This is a genomic window from Xanthomonas euroxanthea (assembly GCF_900476395.1).
Lineage (GTDB): Bacteria > Pseudomonadota > Gammaproteobacteria > Xanthomonadales > Xanthomonadaceae > Xanthomonas > Xanthomonas euroxanthea.
Genome location: NZ_UIHB01000001.1, coordinates 1,020,962 through 1,040,195, shown reverse-complemented (window position 1 = coordinate 1,040,195; position 19,234 = coordinate 1,020,962). Strand labels below are relative to the sequence as shown.

The 19,234-nt window shown below is 66.6% G+C and carries 16 protein-coding genes; 9 read left to right on the top strand and 7 right to left on the bottom strand.

Translation table 11 applies throughout. The features are described 5' to 3' along the window. Positions 1-79 precede the first annotated feature (79 nt). The 4 genes from CPBF1521_RS04440 (at position 80) to CPBF1521_RS04425 (ending at position 3,390) form a co-directional block, all read left to right on the top strand. Positions 80-1,126: an ABC transporter substrate-binding protein gene (locus CPBF1521_RS04440; RefSeq protein WP_115676155.1), complete on the top strand. Its 1,047-nt coding sequence runs from the start codon at positions 80-82 to the stop codon at positions 1,124-1,126. Positions 1,127-1,129: 3 nt separating this feature from the next. Then, positions 1,130-1,969 (top strand): ABC transporter ATP-binding protein, encoded by an 840-nt coding sequence (locus CPBF1521_RS04435; protein ID WP_115676154.1) that lies wholly within the window; start codon positions 1,130-1,132, stop codon positions 1,967-1,969. Then, positions 1,966-2,850: an ABC transporter permease gene (locus CPBF1521_RS04430; protein ID WP_115676153.1), complete on the top strand. Its 885-nt coding sequence runs from the start codon at positions 1,966-1,968 to the stop codon at positions 2,848-2,850. Before CPBF1521_RS04435 ends, CPBF1521_RS04430 begins: the two co-directional genes overlap by 4 nt. A 186-nt stretch (positions 2,851-3,036) precedes the next feature. Then, positions 3,037-3,390, top strand: coding sequence for a DMT family protein (locus CPBF1521_RS04425; protein ID WP_024938302.1), 354 nt, complete (start codon positions 3,037-3,039; stop codon positions 3,388-3,390). 166 nt (positions 3,391-3,556) lie between these two features. Here CPBF1521_RS04425 and CPBF1521_RS04420 read toward each other — a convergent pair whose 3' ends face one another. The 5 genes from CPBF1521_RS04420 to CPBF1521_RS04400 form a co-directional block, all read right to left on the bottom strand. Continuing rightward, positions 3,557-4,480, bottom strand: a complete 924-nt coding sequence (locus CPBF1521_RS04420; protein WP_115676152.1) for a DUF6607 family protein — start codon at positions 4,478-4,480, stop codon at positions 3,557-3,559. A gap of 28 nt (positions 4,481-4,508) precedes the next feature. Then, on the bottom strand, positions 4,509-5,141 hold the full coding sequence (locus CPBF1521_RS04415; protein WP_115676151.1) for a ChuX/HutX family heme-like substrate-binding protein: 633 nt from the start codon (positions 5,139-5,141) through the stop codon (positions 4,509-4,511). A gap of 5 nt (positions 5,142-5,146) precedes the next feature. Then, entirely contained in the window at positions 5,147-7,378 is a 2,232-nt protein-coding gene (locus CPBF1521_RS04410; RefSeq protein WP_115676149.1) for a TonB-dependent hemoglobin/transferrin/lactoferrin family receptor, read from the bottom strand. A gap of 152 nt (positions 7,379-7,530) precedes the next feature. Then, a complete protein-coding gene (hemP, locus tag CPBF1521_RS04405) occupies positions 7,531-7,770 on the bottom strand; it encodes a hemin uptake protein HemP (RefSeq protein WP_181901136.1) in 240 nt (79 codons plus the stop codon). 312 nt (positions 7,771-8,082) lie between these two features. Beyond that, positions 8,083-9,051, bottom strand: a complete 969-nt coding sequence (locus tag CPBF1521_RS04400; protein ID WP_115676145.1) for a potassium channel beta subunit family protein — start codon at positions 9,049-9,051, stop codon at positions 8,083-8,085. Between the two features lie 1,355 nt (positions 9,052-10,406). On the opposite strand from CPBF1521_RS04400, the gene CPBF1521_RS04390 reads away from it, so the two are divergent. The 4 genes from CPBF1521_RS04390 (at position 10,407) to CPBF1521_RS04370 (ending at position 15,190) form a co-directional block, all read left to right on the top strand. Next, positions 10,407-11,705, top strand: a complete 1,299-nt coding sequence (locus CPBF1521_RS04390; RefSeq protein WP_016903833.1) for a NupC/NupG family nucleoside CNT transporter — start codon at positions 10,407-10,409, stop codon at positions 11,703-11,705. A gap of 77 nt (positions 11,706-11,782) precedes the next feature. Beyond that, positions 11,783-12,739 carry a ribokinase gene (locus tag CPBF1521_RS04385; protein ID WP_104584613.1) on the top strand — a complete coding sequence of 319 codons (957 nt, stop codon included), beginning with the start codon at positions 11,783-11,785 and terminating at the stop codon, positions 12,737-12,739. A gap of 596 nt (positions 12,740-13,335) precedes the next feature. After that, positions 13,336-14,334, top strand: coding sequence for a tRNA dihydrouridine synthase DusB (gene dusB, locus CPBF1521_RS04375; protein ID WP_115676139.1), 999 nt, complete (start codon positions 13,336-13,338; stop codon positions 14,332-14,334). A gap of 28 nt (positions 14,335-14,362) precedes the next feature. Further along, the gene (locus CPBF1521_RS04370; protein WP_115676137.1) at positions 14,363-15,190 is read left to right on the top strand and encodes a methyltransferase domain-containing protein; all 828 of its coding nucleotides are present in this window, start codon (positions 14,363-14,365) and stop codon (positions 15,188-15,190) included. 58 nt (positions 15,191-15,248) lie between these two features. On the opposite strand, the gene CPBF1521_RS04365 is transcribed toward CPBF1521_RS04370, so the two are convergent. Together CPBF1521_RS04365 and CPBF1521_RS04360 are read right to left on the bottom strand one after the other, a co-directional pair. Continuing rightward, a complete protein-coding gene (locus CPBF1521_RS04365) occupies positions 15,249-16,337 on the bottom strand; it encodes a metal-dependent hydrolase (protein WP_104584607.1) in 1,089 nt (362 codons plus the stop codon). A gap of 223 nt (positions 16,338-16,560) precedes the next feature. After that, positions 16,561-17,367: a UDP-2,3-diacylglucosamine diphosphatase gene (locus CPBF1521_RS04360; protein ID WP_115676135.1), complete on the bottom strand. Its 807-nt coding sequence runs from the start codon at positions 17,365-17,367 to the stop codon at positions 16,561-16,563. A gap of 445 nt (positions 17,368-17,812) precedes the next feature. Here CPBF1521_RS04360 and metK point away from each other — a divergent pair, with 445 nt between their 5' ends. Then, positions 17,813-19,024 carry a methionine adenosyltransferase gene (gene metK, locus CPBF1521_RS04355; RefSeq protein WP_104584603.1) on the top strand — a complete coding sequence of 404 codons (1,212 nt, stop codon included), beginning with the start codon at positions 17,813-17,815 and terminating at the stop codon, positions 19,022-19,024. Positions 19,025-19,234: the final 210 nt, after the last annotated feature.

The window sequence follows — 19,234 nt, the reverse complement described above, 5'->3', positions numbered from 1 at the left end:
TGCCGCCTCCCGCACGGTTTACAGCGCGTGATGCGCTGTGAAACGCGCCATCCCCTCCCCCTCCCGACTGGAGCGCCGCATGCGTTTGACCGTCACCTCTCACGCGCGTCCGCAGCGCCGACGCGTTTCCCGGCGTATTGCGCTGCTGCTCCTGGCCGCACTGCCGTTACTGCACACCGCACAGGCACAGGCCGAAGGAAAGCTGCGCATCGCCAAGCAGTTCGGCATCGTCTACCTGCTGCTGGACGTGGCGCAGGATCAGAAGCTGATCGAACAGCAGGGCAAGGCGGCCGGCGTGGACATCGACGTGCAGTTCCTGCAGCTGTCCGGTGGCGCGGCCGTCAACGACGCCCTGCTGACCGGTTCGATCGATATCGCCGGTGCCGGCGTCGGGCCGTTGTTCACCATCTGGGACCGCACCCATGGCCGCCAGAACGTGCGCGGCGTGGCATCGCTGGGCAACTTTCCGTACTACCTGATCAGCAACAATCCGCGCATCAGGTCCATCGGCGATTTCACCCCGCAGGACCGCATTGCGGTGCCGGCCACCGGCGTGTCGGTGCAGTCGCGCTTCCTGCAGCATGCCTCGCAACAGCGCTGGGGCGACAAGGGCACCCACCAGCTGGACCCGCTGCAGGTCGCCTTGCCGCATCCGGACGCGGCCGCAGCGATCATCCGCGGCCGCACCGAGATCACCGCCCACTTCGCCAGCCCGCCATTCCAGGAGCAGGAGCTGGCGCGCAATCCGGCCGCGCACATCGTGACCAGCTCCTACGAGATCGAAGGCGGCCCCTCGTCGGCCACCGTGCTGTATGCCACCGAGAAATTCCGCCGCGGCAATCCCAAGACCTACCGTGCCTTCGTCGCGGCGCTGGATCAGGCTGCGCGCTTTGTCACCGCCCATCCGGAGCAGGCGGCGGATATCTTCCTGCGTCGCAATGGCTCGAGCATCGATCGCGCGCTGGTGCTGCAGATCCTCAAGGACCCGAAGGTACAGTTCACCGTGGTGCCGCAGAACACGCTGGGACTGGGCAAGTTCATGCAGCACAGCGGCGCGATCAAGCAGGTCCCCAGCAAGCTGGGCGACTATTTCTTCGACGATCCGCTGATCGCGGGCGGGAGCTGAGCGATGGCCACGCCCACACCATTGCTGCAGGTCGACCACGTCAGCCTGGAATACGCCTCCGCGCAGCGCGTGGTGCGTGCCACCCACCGCGTGCGTTTCGACGTACATGAGGCCGATCGCTTCGTGCTGCTGGGGCCGTCGGGTTGCGGCAAATCCACCTTGCTCAAGGCGGTGGCCGGCTTCGTCACCCCGCGCGAGGGGCAGATCCGCCTGGATGGCAACGCGGTCACCGGACCCGGACCGGACCGGGTGGTGGTGTTCCAGGAATTCGACCAGCTGGCGCCCTGGAAGACCGTGCGCGAGAACGTGGTGTTCGGCCTGCGTGCCGCCCGCAAGCTGTCGCGTGCCGAAGCGCGCGAACGTGCCGACGACAGCCTGGCGCAGGTCGGGCTGAGCGCGTTTGCGCAGGCGTATCCGCACACCTTGTCCGGCGGCATGAAGCAACGCGTGGCGATTGCGCGCGCGTTGGCGATGCGGCCGCGCGTGTTGTTGATGGACGAGCCATTCGCCGCGCTCGATGCGTTGACGCGTTCGCGCATGCAGGAGCAGGTGCTGGAGCTGTGGGAGCAATCGCGCTTCACCCTGTTGTTCGTCACCCATTCGATCGAGGAGGCGTTGGTGGTTGGTAACCGCGTGCTGTTGTTGTCGCCACATCCGGGCCAGGTACGTGCCGAGCTCAACGCGCATGCGTTCGGCCCGCACAGCGCCGGCAGCGTGGCGTTCCAGCAGACCGCGCAGCGGATCCATCGGCTACTGTTCGACCTGCCCGACGACACCCTGGACGATGCCAAGGTGGCGCCATTGCGTCGCCCTGCCGAGCGCCAGCGCGAGGTGCTGCCATGAGCGGCGGCAACGCCACCGCGCTGCCGCCATTGCCACCGGTGCGGGCCGAGTACGAAGTGGCCCTGCAGCCGCTGGATCCCGCATTGGTTGCAGCCGCTGCGCCGACGCGCTGGCAGGCACCACCGTGGCTGCGCAAGGCGCTGGTGCTGGTGGTGCTGATCGCGGTGTGGGAGATCGCCGCACGCGTGGTTGGCGACGATCTGATGCTGCCCAGCGCGCTGCAGACCACACGCGCGTTCTACGACGGGCTGCTGTCGGGCGAGTTGTTGCGCCGCGTAGGCGCCTCGCTGCGCGTGCTGGCGCAGGGCTACGCGCTGGGCGTGGTGCTGGCCTTCGTGCTGACCGCGCTGGCCGCCTCCACGCGCTGGGGCCGCGACGTGCTCGGCACGCTGACAGCCATGTTCAATCCGCTGCCGGCCATCGCGCTGCTGCCGCTGGCCCTGCTGTGGTTCGGCCTGGGCACCGGCAGCCTGGTGTTCGTGCTGGTGCATTCGGTGCTGTGGCCGCTGGCGCTCACCACCTACGCCGGCTTCCAGGCGGTGCCGGAAACCCTGCGCATGGCCGGGCGCAATTACGGGCTGCGCGGGCCGCGCTACGTGGCGCAACTGCTGATTCCCGCCGCGCTGCCGGCGATCCTGTCCGGGCTGAAGATCGGCTGGGCCTTCGCCTGGCGCACCCTCATCGCGGCCGAACTGGTGTTCGGCGCCACCTCCGGCCAGGGTGGCCTGGGGTGGTACATCTTCCAGAACCGCAACGAGCTGTATACCGACCGGGTGTTCGCTGGCCTGGCGATGGTGATCGTGCTGGGCCTGCTGGTGGAAGGTGTGGTGTTTCAGGCCATCGAGCGGCTGACCGTGCGCCGCTGGGGCATGCAGCGCTAGCGGGATGACCGCGGGAGCCCCGGGCGCCGCGATGCGTGGGCAGGCGCTTTGCCTGGCCACGCTGCAGATGAACGTGCCGCGCCGGCCACCAACGGCCTGAGCCCGCGTGCCGGGCTCATCGGCACGGTCGCGTGCGCTTAACGGGCCTGGCTTATGCTGCCGGCCCCTTTCCTGCCGCCTGCCGTCATGCCTACCGCTCCTTTCACTGCCTATCTGTATCCGGTGCTGTTGCTGATCGCCAGCAATGTGTTCATGACCTTCGCCTGGTACGGGCACCTGAAGTACAAGAGCACGCCGCTGATGATCGCCATCCTGGTCAGCTGGGGCATTGCGTTCTTCGAATACTGCCTGCAGGTGCCGGGCAACCGGCTGGGCAGCGCGGTGTATTCGGCGCCGCAGCTCAAGGGCATGCAGGAGGTGATCACGCTGCTGGTGTTCGCGGGCTTCTCCACGTTCTACCTGGGCCAGTCGTTGAAGTGGAATCACTGGGCCGCGTTCGGCTTGATCCTGGTCGCGGCGTTTTTGATGTTCAAGGAATAACGACCAAGCGCCGTCTCGCCGGTAGGAGCGCACCAGGGCGCGACCTCGCAGCAGCGTCCCGGGGCGCGGCGTGATGGGCGTGTCGGGCACGATGGGCATGTTGGGACATGTCGGGCGTGTCGGGAATGCCACGTCGCGCCCTGGTGCGCTCCTACAACCGAGGTGGCTAGTTCGCGGGCTCGACCCACTGCGCGAACACCGCGTCCAGCTGCGCGTCCTTGACCCGCTTGCCGTCCTGCACCGCCTCGGCCTGCTGGAACATCGGCATGATCATCGCCATGCCGTCCGGCTTGGTCTTCAGATGCACGCCTGGCGGCGTGTCAAGGAACCTGGCCCAGCGCGTGCGCACCTTGGCCCAGTAGCCCTGGGTGCCCTTCCAGTACGCATAGGCCGGGGCGAAGTCGACCTCGGTGGTCTTGCGGTAATCGTTGAAGCCGAACTCGCGCGCGATCGCCTCCTGGCTGCCGTCGGGCTTGCGCAGCACCTTGGTGTTGAACTGTTCGTGGGTCCAGCCGTTGGGCGTGAGGGTATGGCGATTGATCACCGCGAGCGCGTTGTAGTCGCTGCGCTTGGTGTACTCGCGGCGCGGCAACGGGCGCCAGCTCAGATCGCTGGTCCAGGTGGGATGGCCGTCGGCATAGTCCCAGCGACCGGTGCCGCAATAGCGCGGCGCGTCGCTGACCTCGTAGACGCACTGGGTCCAGGCGCCGGTGGTCACTGCCGGCGGCAGCGCATGCACCATCCAGGTCTGATCGGCGCTGAACTCGAACCGCTGCGGCGCTTCGTAGATCCAGTCCTGCCGCCAGTGCTTGGTCACATGCTTGCTTTTTTCATCCACCAGCAAATGCTGCAGCACCAGCTTGCGCGGTGAATCCTCCACCACGATCACCACTTCGCTGGCGCCGCTGCGCATGGCCGACGCACGCTCGTAGCCGGGCTTGAGCAGCACCGTTTCGTCGAAGGCAAAGTCCACCGCGTATTCGCCCTGCATCGCCAGGATGCTCTGGCGGTCGCGCTGGACGTCGGCGGCGGCGATCAACGGCAAAAGGCTCAGCGTCACTGCGATGCAACGGGGAAACAGTCGGCTCATTCGGAACTCTCGGGAGTGTTGGAGACCGTCAGCGGCGCAGGCGCACCAGCGCCGTCGTCATGTCGGATGGGTTGGTGTTGGCGGATGTGGCGGGGGCCGTGCGCAAGGCGGCAGCGCGTGCGCAGCAGCAATCGTCCACCGCCACGCGTCCGTCGATGCCCTCCTCGCGTGCCAGGCGTGCGGCAACCTCGGCGCCCAGCGCCGACACGCTCGCCAGGCTGGCGACAAACGGTTGCTCGCCGGTGGCGGCGGTCTGCAGCTGCAGCGCGCTCAATCGCCACGCCTGCCCCCGCATGCGTCCGGCCAGGCGACGCCACAGCCGCTCCCCGACGCCCAGCTCATGGGTTTCCACCGGCAGCGGCGGCAGGCGCGAGACCAGGCGATCCCAGACCAGGAAGTCGCTGTCAGGCAACAGGCAGATCCGCCAGCAGCACTGCCCTTCGGCATCGAAGAACCAGATGCTTTCGCGCACGCCATCGCTGTCGACCTGCCGGCACGCCGCCGCATCCACCGCGTGCTGCCAGCCGTCCAGTTCGTTGCCCAAGGCAGGCCGATACAGACACAGCACCGTGCCCAGCGCGGCCAGCTGCTGCGGCCGCGGCAACGCAGCGCGGGTGGCACGTGCATGCGACAACGACGGCAGCGGGCGGGCGATGGGCATGGCCGCTACCAGCTCACTGCCAGGCTGACCGAGGCAGTACGCCCGGCGCCGGTGAAGCGGTCGAGCACCGTGCTGCTGGCCAGCGTGCCGTTGGGCAGTGCGTTCCAGTCCACGTAGCGGCGGTCGGCGAGATTGAAGATGCCGGCGGTGACCTTGGCACCGGGTGCGAACTCCCAATGCCCCATCAGGTCCAGCGTGGCGTAGCCGGCCGGGGTGTAATAGCTGTCCAGCTGTGGGCGACGCTTGCGTGCGACGAAGGTGCCGATCAGCTCCGCGCCCCAGCCATCGCTGTCGAAGGCCACGCCGAGCGTGCCGCGCAGCGGGTCGACCGAGTTGAGCGGGGTGCCGTCGGTGAGGTTGTCGCCTTCCGAATACGCCACGGCGCTGTTGAGCGACCAGCCCTGCCAACCGGCCAGGGCGCCCAGATCGATTCCGCCGCGCGCTTCGGCGCCCTTGATCACCACATCGTCCACGTTGCGCGACTGGAACAGCATCAGCCCGTCGGCGTTGAAGCCGGCCGGCGCATAGGATTCGATGAAGTTGCGGTAGTCGGTGTAGTACACGCTGACGCCCAGATAGCCGATGGCATCATTGAAGCGCAGCCCCAGCTCGCCACCGCGGCTGGTTTCCGATTTCAGGTCCGGATTGGCGATGGCGGTGTAGCGCGCCTGCAGGTTGGTGAAGCCGATATTGACGTCGTTGTACGGCGGTGCGCGGAAGCCGTGCGCGTAATTGGCATAGGCCGACCAGGCGTCCGAAAACCGCCACAGTGCACCGAACTTGGGAGAGACCTGGGTCTGGTCGATGGTCTCGGCGGCAACGCCGGGATTGTCTTCGCGGAAGATGTCGTCCACCTGCGGCGACAGCCGGAAATAATCCACGCGCACGCCCGGCGTCAGCGACAGCTTGCCATCGAACAGGCCGATCTCGTCCTGCGCATACAACCCGAGCTTGGTGGTCTGGCTCTTGGGGAAGTCGCGCACCGGAAACACATCCTGCCCCACGCGATTGGTGATGGCGCCATTGGCCAGATTGACCGAGTAGCCATCGCGCTTGGCGCGGGTGTCGGTCCAGGTACCGTCCAGGCCATAGGTGATGGCATGACTGAGCGTGCCGGTGTCGATGGCCTTGTGTGCGTTGACCAGCAGGCCGTACACGCGCTGATCGAAGTTGTGTTCGTTATGCCGGCGGGTGTTGTTGCCACGCAACTCGTCGGTGCGCTGCAGGCTCTCGCTGTCCTGGCGATACAGCTGCCACTGCAGGTCGTCGGCCAGCGCCCAATCCAGTGCATCCAATTCGTGACGCAGCGAAACGCGCGCACGGGTCTGATGGTCGCGTCCGTCCTGCGACAGGATGCGCAACGATGGGGTGGTCACGCGCGGGTCGATGCCGGTCAATGCCTCGATGCTGCCGTAGTCTTCGTTGCCTTCCACGGTGAGCTTGAAGCGCTGCTGCGCGCTGGGTGCATACACCAGCTTGGCCAGCACGCTGCGGCCATCGATGCGCTGCGGGTTGGCCGCGGTACGGCTGAAATCGCGGCTGCGGTTGTCGCCCTGGTTCTGTGCTTCCTGGCCCTGGCGATGGCTCACCGCCACCATCCCGCTCCAGCGTTCGCCGCCGAACGCACCGGTGGCACCGGCGAACAGGCCGTTCCAGTCGCCTTCATAGCCGAACTTCAGGCCGACATAGCTGTGCCTGTCGGCGCGCAGGTAATCGGAGGGGTCCTTGGTGACGAAGGCCACCACGCCGCCCAGGGCGTCGGAGCCGTACAGGGAGCTGGCCGGCCCGCGCACCACTTCGACGCGCTTGAGCGTTTCCAGATCGACAAAGTTGCGGTTGGCGTTGAGGTAGCTGCCGAAACTGAAGGTGTCCGACACCGGCACGTTGTCGACCAGGATCGCCACGCGGTTGCCGTCCAGCCCGCGGATGCGGATGCCGTTGGCGCCGCTGAAGCGGCCGCTGGTGCTGGTGACCGACACGCCCGGCGTGTAGCGGAACAGATCCTTGAGCTCGCGCGCCAGTTGGTTGTCCAGCTGCTCGCGGTCGATCACATCCACCGTGCTCGGCACATCGACCAGGGCGCGCTGGGTACGGGTGGCGGTGACCTGCAACCGGCCGAAGTCGTGGACCTCGCGCGCGCCGTCATCCGCGGCAGCGAGGTCGGCAGCGTGGGCACACGACGAAACGGCAGGCAGCGCAAGCGATAGCGCGACCACCAGCGGATGCAGGCGACTCATCGGGAACCCTTGAAAGGACGTTCCCGGCAGCGTGTGCTGCAGACAAGGCCGCGGCCGGCCGCCGGGGAACAGCGTGGGGTGCGCGGACGGCGGCGGCAACGCCCGCGACAGACGGTCCGACCCTGCGCAAGGCGCGGATCGGAGCAAGGCGCTTACTTGGTCAGGATGAGCTTGTCGTTGCTGGTATGGCGCAGGCGATAGACGCGGTCGCCATGCTGGATCAGCACTTCGCGACGGCCCTTGAGCAGCGCCTCGCTGCTGATGAGGTCTTCTGCTGGGACGACACGCGGTGCAGCGCGGTCGCGCAGGTTGACCGGTTCGGAGCGGAGCAGCACGGGATGAGCGGTCATGATCTGGATCTCCAGTCGGTTGGCCAGACAAATAATAACCATTCTCATTTAATGATCAAGAGCCATTCTCATCTTCGCCACACGATCTTTGCATGGACTGAAAATTTTCGATTCACCAAATCTATCGAAATATTCCAGCCAGGCCATCCAGCGCTGTCTTCTGCGCGATGATCGCGGCTCGATCACATCGCTCTGGCATGCGTTTCTGGCCGAACGAGAAGCAGCCAGCGCCTGACGCCACAGCGACCTGGCTGGCGTGCACGACAGGGAGGACGCAGCCTCGCCGGCTCGGTCGACTAGCACGACAAAGCCCACAACCTTGCAGCCGCACCACCCCCAGTGCGTGGCGTGCTCTTAGCGCGTTACCGCCTCCACCTGCGCCCAGCCGGCGGCATCGACCTGGGTCAAGGTGTCCAGCGCGCCGAGATTTTCTTCCAGCTGGGCCACCCGGCTGGCCCCCAGGATCACCGTGGACACGTGCGGGTTGCGCAGGCACCAGGCGATGGCCAGGCGTGCGGGCGACTGGCCCAGCTCGGCGGCCAGTGCACAGAACGCGCGGGCGCGTTCCAGGCGGCGCGCTTCCGGCGCGCCCAGCACTTCGTCCTGCAGCCAGTGATTGTCCGGTTGGCCGAGGCGGCTATCGGCGTCTACACCGGCGTTGTACTTGCCGGTCAGCAGGCCCGAGGCCAGCGGCGACCAGATCGTGGTGCCCAGCCCGCCCTCGCACAGCGGCGCGTATTCGCGCTCCAGCCGGTCGCGGTGCAGCAGGTTGTACTGCGGTTGCTCCATCGACGGAGCGTGCAGGTGTTCCTGCTCGGCGATGGTGATGGCCTCGCGCACCTGCTCGGCGCTCCACTCGGAGGTGCCCCAGTACAGCACCTTACCCTGGCGGATCAGGGCATCCATGCTGCGCACGGTCTCCCGGATCGGCGTGTCCGGATCGGGCCGATGGCAGAAGTACAGGTCCAGATAGTCCACCCGCAGGCGCTTGAGTGCGGCATGGCAGGCGTCGGTGACATGCTTGCGCGACAGCCCGCGCTGGGTCGGGCGCGGGCTGTCCACCGCGCCGAAAAACACCTTGCTCGACACGCAGTACCCGTCGCGCGGCAGGCGCAGGTCGGCGATCACATCGCCCATCACCTCTTCGGCGCGGCCGCGTGCGTAGACCTCGGCGTTGTCGAAGAAAGTGACGCCGTTGTCCCAGGCGGCGGCAATCAGGTTGCGCGCTTCGCTGCGCCCGATCTGCTTGCCGAAGGTGACCCAGGCCCCGAACGACAGGGCCGACAGCTGCAGCCCGGTGGACCCCAGACGACGGTAATGCATTGGCAGACTCCTACAACCTCCGCGGCGCCCTGCCCCGGATCGGCGTGCGCAGTGTAGGACGTGGTGCTGCCGGCAAGACAGGGTTGCGCGGCATCCATGCCGCTCAAGGTCCCACGCCGACACCCGCGCAAGCACCACCAGTTATTGTCGGTTGCGGAAAGAAAATGCCGAGGGCCCGGTGGTCTGCAAGTCTTTGGGAGCGTCACCATCGCTGGCGACATGACTGTAGATGGATGGCTCACTGATTACATCGGCCACCAAGTCCACGGGCATCAACACCTGCTTGACGCATTGCTTGCCGATCAGCGGTGGCAATGTTGGGAGCGTGGTGCCGCGTCCGGGGGCGGGACCGTGTGCCGGCATGAATGCCGCCACCGAATCTCCAGGGACGGATTTACGGCGTGTCCCGACACCGGATGCGACGCCGCGACGCCGACCGACCCTGCGCATGAGGTCTGCCGGTGCTACGTGGAAGCTTCGGTTTACGGCGGGCGCTTGCACGCGTACCGGCGTGGGACACGCCGCAAGTACGTCCATGTAGGCTCTGGCGCGGCATCCATGCCGCTCAAGGTCCCACACCGGCACGCGCGCAAGCACCACCGGTTGCTGTCGGTTGCGGAAGGAAAAGCACTGCTTGGTTGAGTGGTCGTGGCTCGGATCGTGTTTTTAGCTGCCACTGCAAAGATCAAATGTTGAGGCGGTCTCAACGACATGAAGCGCCAACTCCGCAGGCACGATGAATGCCTGAAAGCAGTGCTCGCCGATCAGCACTAGCCATATTGGGAGCGTGGTGCCGCGCCTGGGGGCGGGACCGTGTGGCGGCATGGATGCCGCCACCGAGCCTCCAGGGACGGATTTACGGCGTGTCCCGACACCGGGTGCGGCGCCGCGCCGCCGACCGACTCCGCATACTGATCATTCTTGTGCACCACATCTAGAGTTCCACGCGAATGCTTCGGTCTGCTGCCGGCGATTGCCCGCGTACCGGCGTGGGACACGCCGCAAGTACGTCCATGTAGGCGCTGGCGCGGCATCCATGCCGGTCAAGGTCCCACACCGGTATGCGCGCAAGCACCACCGGTTTTCATCGATGGCTGAGGGGAAAAGCGGCGGCCGGTCGGGTGATCGCGCTTCGGGGCGCGGTCTTTGCGGGCGACGCACGGGCAGCGAATCAATGCCCCCCGATCCATGACCTTGCGCAAGCGCGGCTCGCCCGCCCGCGCGCAGGGAACTGCCCGCGCCCGCCCTGGCTCGCCTGCGGGTCAACGGGCGGGGCCTGAATGCTGCTCGCCTTGCCCGCGGTCACCCCCTGCTCTAGGCTTCTCGTTTTGCCGTCAGCAGCCCCGGGGATTGGAATGGTCGAAGGTTTGGGAAGGATCGGTTTCGGCCTGTTCGGTCTGGCGGTGCTCATCGGCATCACCTGGCTGTTTTCGAGCAACCGCCGCGCGATCGACTGGAGGCTGGTCGCCACCGGCCTGGCGCTGCAGATTTCGTTCGCCGCGCTGGTGCTGCTGGTGCCGGGCGGACGCGATGTGTTCGATTCGCTGGGCAAGGGCTTCGTCAAGGTGCTGAGCTTCGTCAATGAAGGGTCCACCTTCATTTTCGGCAACCTGATGAACATCGACAGCTACGGCTTCATTTTCGCGTTCCAGGTGCTGCCCACCATCATCTTCTTCTCGGCGCTGATGGGCGTGCTCTACCACCTGGGCGTGATGCAGGTGGTGGTCCGCGCGATGGCCTGGGCGATCACCAAGGTGATGCGCGTGTCCGGCGCGGAAACCACCAGCGTGTGCGCCAGCGTGTTCATCGGCCAGACCGAGGCGCCGCTGACGGTGCGCCCGTACATCCCCAAGATGACCCAGTCCGAGCTGCTGACGATGATGATCGGCGGCATGGCGCATATCGCCGGCGGCGTGCTGGCCGCCTACGTCGGCATGCTCGGTGGCAGCGATCCCGCGCAGCAGGCGTTCTACGCCAAGCATCTGCTGGCCGCCAGCATCATGGCCGCGCCCGCCACCCTGGTGGTGGCCAAGCTGCTGGTGCCGGAAACCGGTACCCCGCTGACGCGTGGCACGGTCAAGATGGAAGTGGAAAAGACCACCAGCAATGTCATCGATGCGGCCGCGGCCGGCGCCGGCGACGGCTTGCGGCTGGCGCTGAACATCGGCGCGATGCTGCTGGCCTTCATTGCGCTGATCGCCCTGATCAACGCACCGCTGACCTGGCTGGGCGAGATCACCGGCGCTGCCGCGCTGCTGGGCCGGCCGACCAACCTGTCGACGATCTTCGGCTACGTGCTGGCGCCGATCGCCTGGGTGATCGGTACCCCGTGGGTGGACGCGACCACGGTCGGCTCGCTGATCGGGCAGAAAGTGGTGATCAACGAGTTCGTCGCCTACAGCGAACTGTCGCGTATCGTGAAGGGCGAAGTGCCGGGCGTGGGCCTGAGCGCGGAGGGTCGGCTGATTGCCACGTATGCGTTGTGCGGCTTTGCCAACTTCAGCTCGATTGCGATCCAGATCGGTGGCATCGGCGGGCTGGCACCGGAACGCCGTCACGATCTGGCCAAGTTCGGGCTGCGCGCGGTGCTGGGCGGTTCGATCGCCACGTTCATGACCGCTACCATTGCCGGTGTGCTCTCGCATTTCGGTTGAGGGGCGCGGGTTCATCGGTGTGCCGGTCTAATCGCCGCACGCCACGTTTCATTCAGTCATTCAAGTCAAGGGTATTTATGAGTTCGGTCGTCGTTGTCGGGTCCTTCAATGTCGATCACGTGTGGCGCTGCGACGTGCTGCCTGCGCCGGGCGCCACCATCGCCGGTCGCTACAGCACCGGCCCGGGGGGCAAGGGCTTCAACCAGGCGGTCGCGGCTGCACGTGCCGGCGCCAGGACGCACTTCCTGTGCGCGCTGGGCGACGATGCCGGCGGTGCGCTGGCGCGCTCGCTGGCGGCGCACGACGGCTTCGCACTGATCGCCGAGCCCAGCAACGAGCCGACTGGCACCGGCGGGATCTACGTCGACGCGCACGGCCGCAACACCATCGTGATCGGTGCCGGCGCCAATTCGGTGCTGAGCGCTGCATTCGTGGACAACCAACGCGCACTGGTGGCCTCGTCCAGCGTGTTGCTGGCGCAGCTGGAATCGCCGGCGGAAACCATCGAGTCGGCGCTGGCACTGGCACGCGAGTGCGGCGTGCTGACCGTGCTCAACGCCGCACCGGCCAATGCACCGACCTCGATCGGCCTGCTCAAGCTGTCGGATGTGCTGACGCCCAACGAAACCGAGTTTGCCGCCCTGCTCGGCCGCCACGTCGGCGAACGCATCAATGCCGACGATGTGGCGGCGCTGGACGGCAACACGCTGCATTCGCTGTGCCGCAAGCTGTTGCCGGGCGGTACCGTGGTGGTGACGCTGGGATCGGTGGGCGCCTTCATCTCGCACGCGGAAGAACAGCTGCGCGGCGACACGGCCGCGCATTACCGGGTGGGCGCGGAAAGCGCGCAGACCGTGGACACCACCGGTGCCGGTGACGCCTTCAACGGCGCGCTGGTGGCCTCGCTGGCACAAGCGCCGACTGCCAGCTTCATCACCCACGTGCGTTTTGCCACCCGCTACGCCGCGCGCTCCACCGAAGTGGAAGGCGCCGCCACCTCGATGCCGCGCATGGCCCCCGAACCGGCCGTGTGATCCGCGCGCTTCAGGCAAACAACGAAGGCGACCGCAGCGATGCGGTCGCCTTCTGCGTTCAGGGCGTCCGCTATACCCATCAGACTGATTTGATCCGCGACCGGCATGTCGAGGCCTGTCCATCGACGGAGGCTGCGAGCCCCGCTGTGCCGGCGCTTCGATCTTCTTCATCTGATAGCAGGCTAGGCGGCGGCACCAGGCGTGATGCAGCGTCGGGCGCCCTACCCTCATCCGGCGCTGACGCGCCACCTTCTCCCGGCGGGAGAAGGAATAGAAGCCCCTCTCCCGTCGGGAGAGGGGTTGGGGTGAGGGGACGGTCAACCAGCAATCTTGCCACTGCCCTCGCTCTACCAGTCACGCGACCCGCGCAGCAACCGCGCAAGACCGAAAGCCGAAAACGCTCTTCCGACTCCCGACTCCCGATTCCCGATTCCCGATTCCCGATTCCCGATCCCCGATTCCCGATTCCCGATTCCCGATCCCCGATTCCCGACTCCCGATCCCCGATTCCCGACTCCCGACTCCCGACTCCCGAATCCCCCATTCCCCATTCCCCATTCCCCATTCCCGATTCCCCACCCAGCTACAATGCCGCCATGCAGATCGGCCCCTACTCCATCGACCCCAAGGTGATCCTGGCCCCGATGGCCGGCGTCACCGACAAGCCGTTCCGGCTGCTGTGCAAGCGGCTGGGCGCCGGGCTGGCGGTGTCGGAGATGACCATCTCCGATCCGCGTTTCTGGGGCACGCGCAAATCGCTGCACCGCATGGACCATGCCGGCGAGCCGGATCCGGTCAGCGTGCAGATTGCCGGCACCGAGCCGCAGCAACTGGCCGAGGCGGCGCGCTACAACGTCGACCACGGTGCGCAACTGATCGACATCAACATGGGCTGCCCGGCCAAGAAGGTCTGCAACGCCTGGGCCGGCTCGGCGCTGATGCGCGACGAAGCCCTGGTGGCACGCATCCTGCGCGCAGTGGTGCAGGCGGTGGATGTGCCGGTGACCCTGAAGATCCGCACCGGCTGGGATTGCGATCACCGCAACGGTCCGACCATCGCGCGCATCGCGCAAGACTGCGGCATTGCCGCGCTGGCGGTGCACGGGCGCACCCGCGACCAGCACTACACCGGCACTGCCGAGTACGCCACGATTGCGCAGATCAAGGCGGCGCTGCAGATTCCGGTGATCGCCAATGGCGATATCGATTCGCCGCAGAAGGCGGCGCAGGTGTTGCACGCCACCGGCGTGGATGCGGTGATGATCGGGCGTGCGGCGCAGGGGCGCCCGTGGATCTTCGGCGAGGTGGCGCACTATCTGGCCACCGGCGAGCTGTTGCCGCCGCCGTCGTTGGCGTTCGTGCGCGACACCCTGCTCGGCCACCTGGAAGCCTTGCATGCGTTCTATGGGCAGCCGCAGGGCGTGCGCATCGCGCGCAAGCATCTGGGCTGGTACGCCAAGGATCACCCGCAAAGCGCCGACTTCCGCGCGGTGGTCAATCGCGCCGAAACACCGGAAGCGCAGCTGGAACTGACCGGCGCGTATTTCGATGCCCTGATCGCCGGCGTGCCACCCGCGCTGTCGGTTGCCGCCTGAGTTTTCCTGCGTTGTTGGAGCTGCAGCGATGAGCGCACCGAGCGACACCCCGACCTATCTGCATGGGTTTTCGTCCACCGAACAGGCACGCCTGCTCAAACAGGCGCGCCTGCTGGAAGCCACGCTGTTCAACCAGATCGACTACAGCGGCGCACGCCGGCTGCTGGAGGTGGGCAGCGGCGTGGGCGCGCAGATCGAAATCCTGCTGCGCCGCTTTCCCGACCTGCATGTCACCAGCGTGGACCTGAGCGAGGCCCAGTTGGACGCGGCACGCGCCAATCTCGAACGGTTGGCATGGTGCCGCGAGCGCTACACGCTGCAGCAGGCCGATGCGAGCGACCTGCCGTTCGAGGCGCGGCAGTTCGATGCGGCATTCCTGTGCTGGGTGCTCGAGCATGTGCCCTCGCCTGCGCGCGTGCTCAACGAGGTACGGCGCGTGCTGCTGCCGGGCTCGCCGGTGTATGTCACCGAGGTGATGAACGCCTCGTTCCTGCTGCATCCGTATTCGCCCAACCTATGGCGCTACTGGATGGCCTTCAACGATTTCCAGTACGACCAGGGCGGCGACCCGTTTGTCGGCGCCAAGCTGGGCAACCTGCTGCTGGCCGGCGGCTTTCGCGATGTGCATACCGAGATCAAGACGCTGCATCTGGACAACCGCGAGCCGGGCCGGCGCAAGACCATGATCGGATTCTGGGAAGAAGTGCTGCTGTCGGCGGCCGACCAATTGCTTGCGGCCGGTGCGGTGAACGCAGACACCGTGGACGGCATGCGCCGCGAACTGGCACAGGTGCACAGCGACCCGGACGCGGTGTTCTTCTACTCGTTCGTGCAGGCACGCGCGACGGTGTATTGAGCCGGCGTGCTGCACGGAGCTGCGGCAGGCGCATTGCTGGCCAACCGCCTGGGCACGCCTACCTGGCCGCCGGTGCAGGCATCGCGGCGTGTTCCAGATCACCGGTCAGCACCGTCCCGGTGGGCTCGTGCCAGATGCGGCGCCACATCTGCGCCAGCACCTGGCCGATCTGATCGCGCGCCACCGGCGCGCGGTAGGCGGCCTGGATCTGTCGCGGCGCGATCGGCTGCCATTGCCCGTCTTCGCGGTGGGCCACCACGAAATTGAAGTTGTAGTCCGGCTCCAGGCCCATGCGCAGGTCGCTGAGCATCAGCTCGTCATCGACCAGGCGTGCGCGCATGAAACCGCGATTGAACCAGGTCAACCGGCGCACTGAATCGAACCGGGCCACTTCGCCCAGCGCCTGGGTGTTGCTGGAATAGCCACGAAACTGCATCGGGCCCTTGTCGGCCACCAGCGAGCGCTCGCCGATCACATAGCCGTTGGGCGTCATCGCCACCACGCGCCACAGCAGGGTATTGAGCGGCATCGGCACCGAGAAGCGCGGTGCATCCTTCAACCCGAGTGCGGCCAGCGCACGGTCCGCTTCCTGGTCGACCAGGTGCTTGGCCAGCAACGACCAACCCAGATAGGCGGAGCTGAGCGCCAGCCCGATCACCAGTGCGTGCTGCGCGATGGGCCGCGCGCGTGCAAACCATGCCACCGCGCAGGCGAGCAACAGCCATAGCGTGTAAGCCGGGTCGATGATGAAGACGCTCGACCACATCGCCGGATGCGGCTGCAGCGGCCACCACAGCTGGGTGCCGTAGACGGTGAAGGCATCCAGCAAGGGATGGGTGATCAAGGCCAGCTGGATCGCCCAGAACCAGCGCTTGGGCGCACTGGCCACGCGGCCGTTGCCGTAGCGGCGAAACAGCCACCAGATCAGCCAGCCCAGCAACGGCAGCACCAACAACGAATGGCTGGCGCTGCGATGCACCGTCATCAACGTGACCGGATCGTCGGTCAGCGGCAGCAACACCAGCGCATCGAGATCGGGCAAGGTGCCCAGTGCGGCGCCGGCCAACAGGGCCGCACGGCGCTGTCCAGCCGGTGCGATGGCAGCGGCGACGGCGCCGCCGAGAACGATCTGGGTCAATGAATCCATCGGCCGATGCTAGCAGGCCAGGCATCGTTCAGTGCCATCGCGTGCGTTACGACCGCGGGGCAGTCAGCCAGCAGGTGCGTTGCCCGCATCGCGCTGCGGTTCGCTGACAAAAAACGAGGCCGCTGCCGACGTCTGGATGCCCTGCACCAGGATGGCGGACGCTGCAGCCCGATGGCGGCTCCCGGCAGCCGCGGCCTGCCGACATGGGCTACGCATGACGACCTCACGCCGCGCGCTGCTGCGCGGCGTGGGGTTGCGGCGCCAGCTCGGCCAGCACCTCGCCGTGATGGTTGACCAGTTGCAGCACGCCGCACTGCGTCTCGCGCAGCGCCGTCAGGCTCTCCACCCAGTCGCCGGTGTTGGCGTACAGATGGCCGGCCTGCATGCGCAGTGCGGCGCGATGGATATGCCCACAGACGATGCCGTCCAGATCGCGGCGCACCACATCGGCCAGGCCGGCCGCCACGAAGCGGCCGATGTAACGCTCGGCTGCATCGCTGCGTCGCTTGAGAAACTCGGCCAGCGACCAGTAGCGCATGCCCAGCCGACGCCGCAGACGATTGGTCAGCTGATTACCGGTGAGGATGCGGTAGTAAAGCCAGTCGCCGAATCGTTCCTGCAGGCCGCCGAAATGGGTCTGCGCCTCGTAGTCGTCGCCATGGGTGACCAGCAGCCGGCGCCCGTCCAGCAAGGTGTGGACGCTGCGTCGGCGCACCTGCATGGCCGGCATCACCAGGCCGCAGAAGCGGCGGATGGCACGGTCGTGGTTGCCGGGCACGTAGATGATCTCGGTGCCGCGCCGGGCCTGCGCATGCAGGGCCGCGATCACCTGCTGATGCGCCGCATCCCAGACCGCGCGCCGCTGCGAAATCCACCACAGGTCGATGATGTCGCCCACCAGATACAGCCTCTGGCACCGCTGGCGGCCAATGAAGGCGGCGATCTCGGCGGCATGGCAATGCCGCGAGCCCAGGTGCAGGTCGGACAGGAACAAGGCACGGACCGGTGGATGCAACGTGGACAAGTGCATGCGGGCGTCTCCGGGGCAGGAATCTCGGCGCTGCGATCGGGCGCGGCGCAGGCAGGGTGCGTGCGCCGCCCGCAGGCGCCGGCAGCGCACTCACGCAGATGCGCGCCTCGCCGCAAGCCGCGACGCGCTGCCTCGGACACCGCATCGCGGGTCGTGGGCGCCATGGCAGCCATGCGCCCTCGCCCCGGCACGCTGTCCAACGGCATCGCTTATTCCCCTGCGGCGCCCCGGCCGCAAGCAGCCAAGGCGCCAGGTACGCGCGCATGCTGACCGCTCGATACGACCACTGCATGGCAAGCTGACGACACCCCGATGACCGTGCAAACCCGTGCCACGACACGGGTTTAACGCCACACCGGGCTGTTCAGGCGCACAATGCACAGGGTTGTCGGACGGTGTATCATCCGCACCCATCTTTTCATCCGAATCAAGGGATATAAGCCTGATGTCCAGCTACCTGTTCACCTCCGAATCGGTCTCCGAAGGCCATCCGGACAAGATCGCCGACCAGATCTCCGACGCAGTGCTGGATGCCATCCTGGCCCAGGACAAGCGCGCCCGCGTGGCATGCGAGACGATGGTCAAGACGGGCGTGGCGATCGTTGCCGGCGAAGTGACCACCAGTGCCTGGATCGACCTGGAAGCGCTGACCCGCAAGGTCATTCTGGACATCGGCTACAACAGCTCCGACGTCGGCTTCGACGGCGAGACCTGTGGCGTGCTCAACCTGATCGGCAAGCAGTCGCCGGACATCAACCAGGGCGTGGATCGCAAGAACCCGGAACAGCAGGGCGCCGGCGACCAGGGCCTGATGTTCGGCTATGCGACCAACGAGACCGACAGCCACATGCCGGCTGCGATCCATCTGGCGCACCGCCTGGTCGAGCAGCAGGCCAAGATCCGCAAGAAGAAGAACTCGGCGCTGTCCTGGCTGCGTCCGGACGCCAAGTCGCAGGTCACCCTGCGCTACGAAGACGGCGTTGCGACCGCGATCGACGCGGTGGTGTTGTCGACCCAGCACGATCCGGGCATCAAGCAGAAGGACCTGGTCGAGGCCGTGCGCGAGGAAATCCTCAAGCCGGTGCTGCCGGCCAAGTGGCTGCACAAGGGCACCAAGTTCCACATCAACCCGACCGGCAAGTTCGTGATCGGCGGGCCGGTGGGCGATTGCGGCCTGACCGGCCGCAAGATCATCGTCGACACCTACGGCGGCTGGGCGCGCCACGGTGGCGGCGCGTTCTCCGGCAAGGATCCGTCCAAGGTCGATCGCTCGGCAGCCTACGCCGCGCGCTATGTGGCCAAGAACGTGGTGGCTGCCGGCCTGGCCGACCGTTGCGAAGTGCAGGTTTCCTACGCCATCGGCGTGGCCGAGCCGACCTCGATTTCGGTCACCACCTTCGGCACCGGCAAGATCGCCGACGAACAGATCGAAAAGCTGATCCGCAAGCATTTCGACCTGCGTCCGTTCGGCATCATCCAGATGCTCGACCTGATCCACCCGATGTATCAGCAGACCGCCTCCTACGGCCACTTCGGCCGCAAGCCGAAGGACTTCTCCTACACCGACGCAACCGGGGAGCAGCACAACGCCACCGCGTTCTCGTGGGAAAAGACCGACCGCGCCGACGCGCTGCGCGCCGACGCCAAGCTGAAGTAAGCAGACTGCTCCTGCGGGAGCGGATGCAGTGAATTGCACATGGGCCGCTGATGCGGCCCATGTGCGTTTTGGTGGAATGGATGCTTCCAACCGAACCCCACGGCTGGATTCACTGCGGTCCGATTTTTGATGCGGCCACCGCTTACTGACGAAGCTGCGCGTTGGACATCTAGTGGGTTTGTGCGAATGCTCCAGTCACTGACGCTCTGT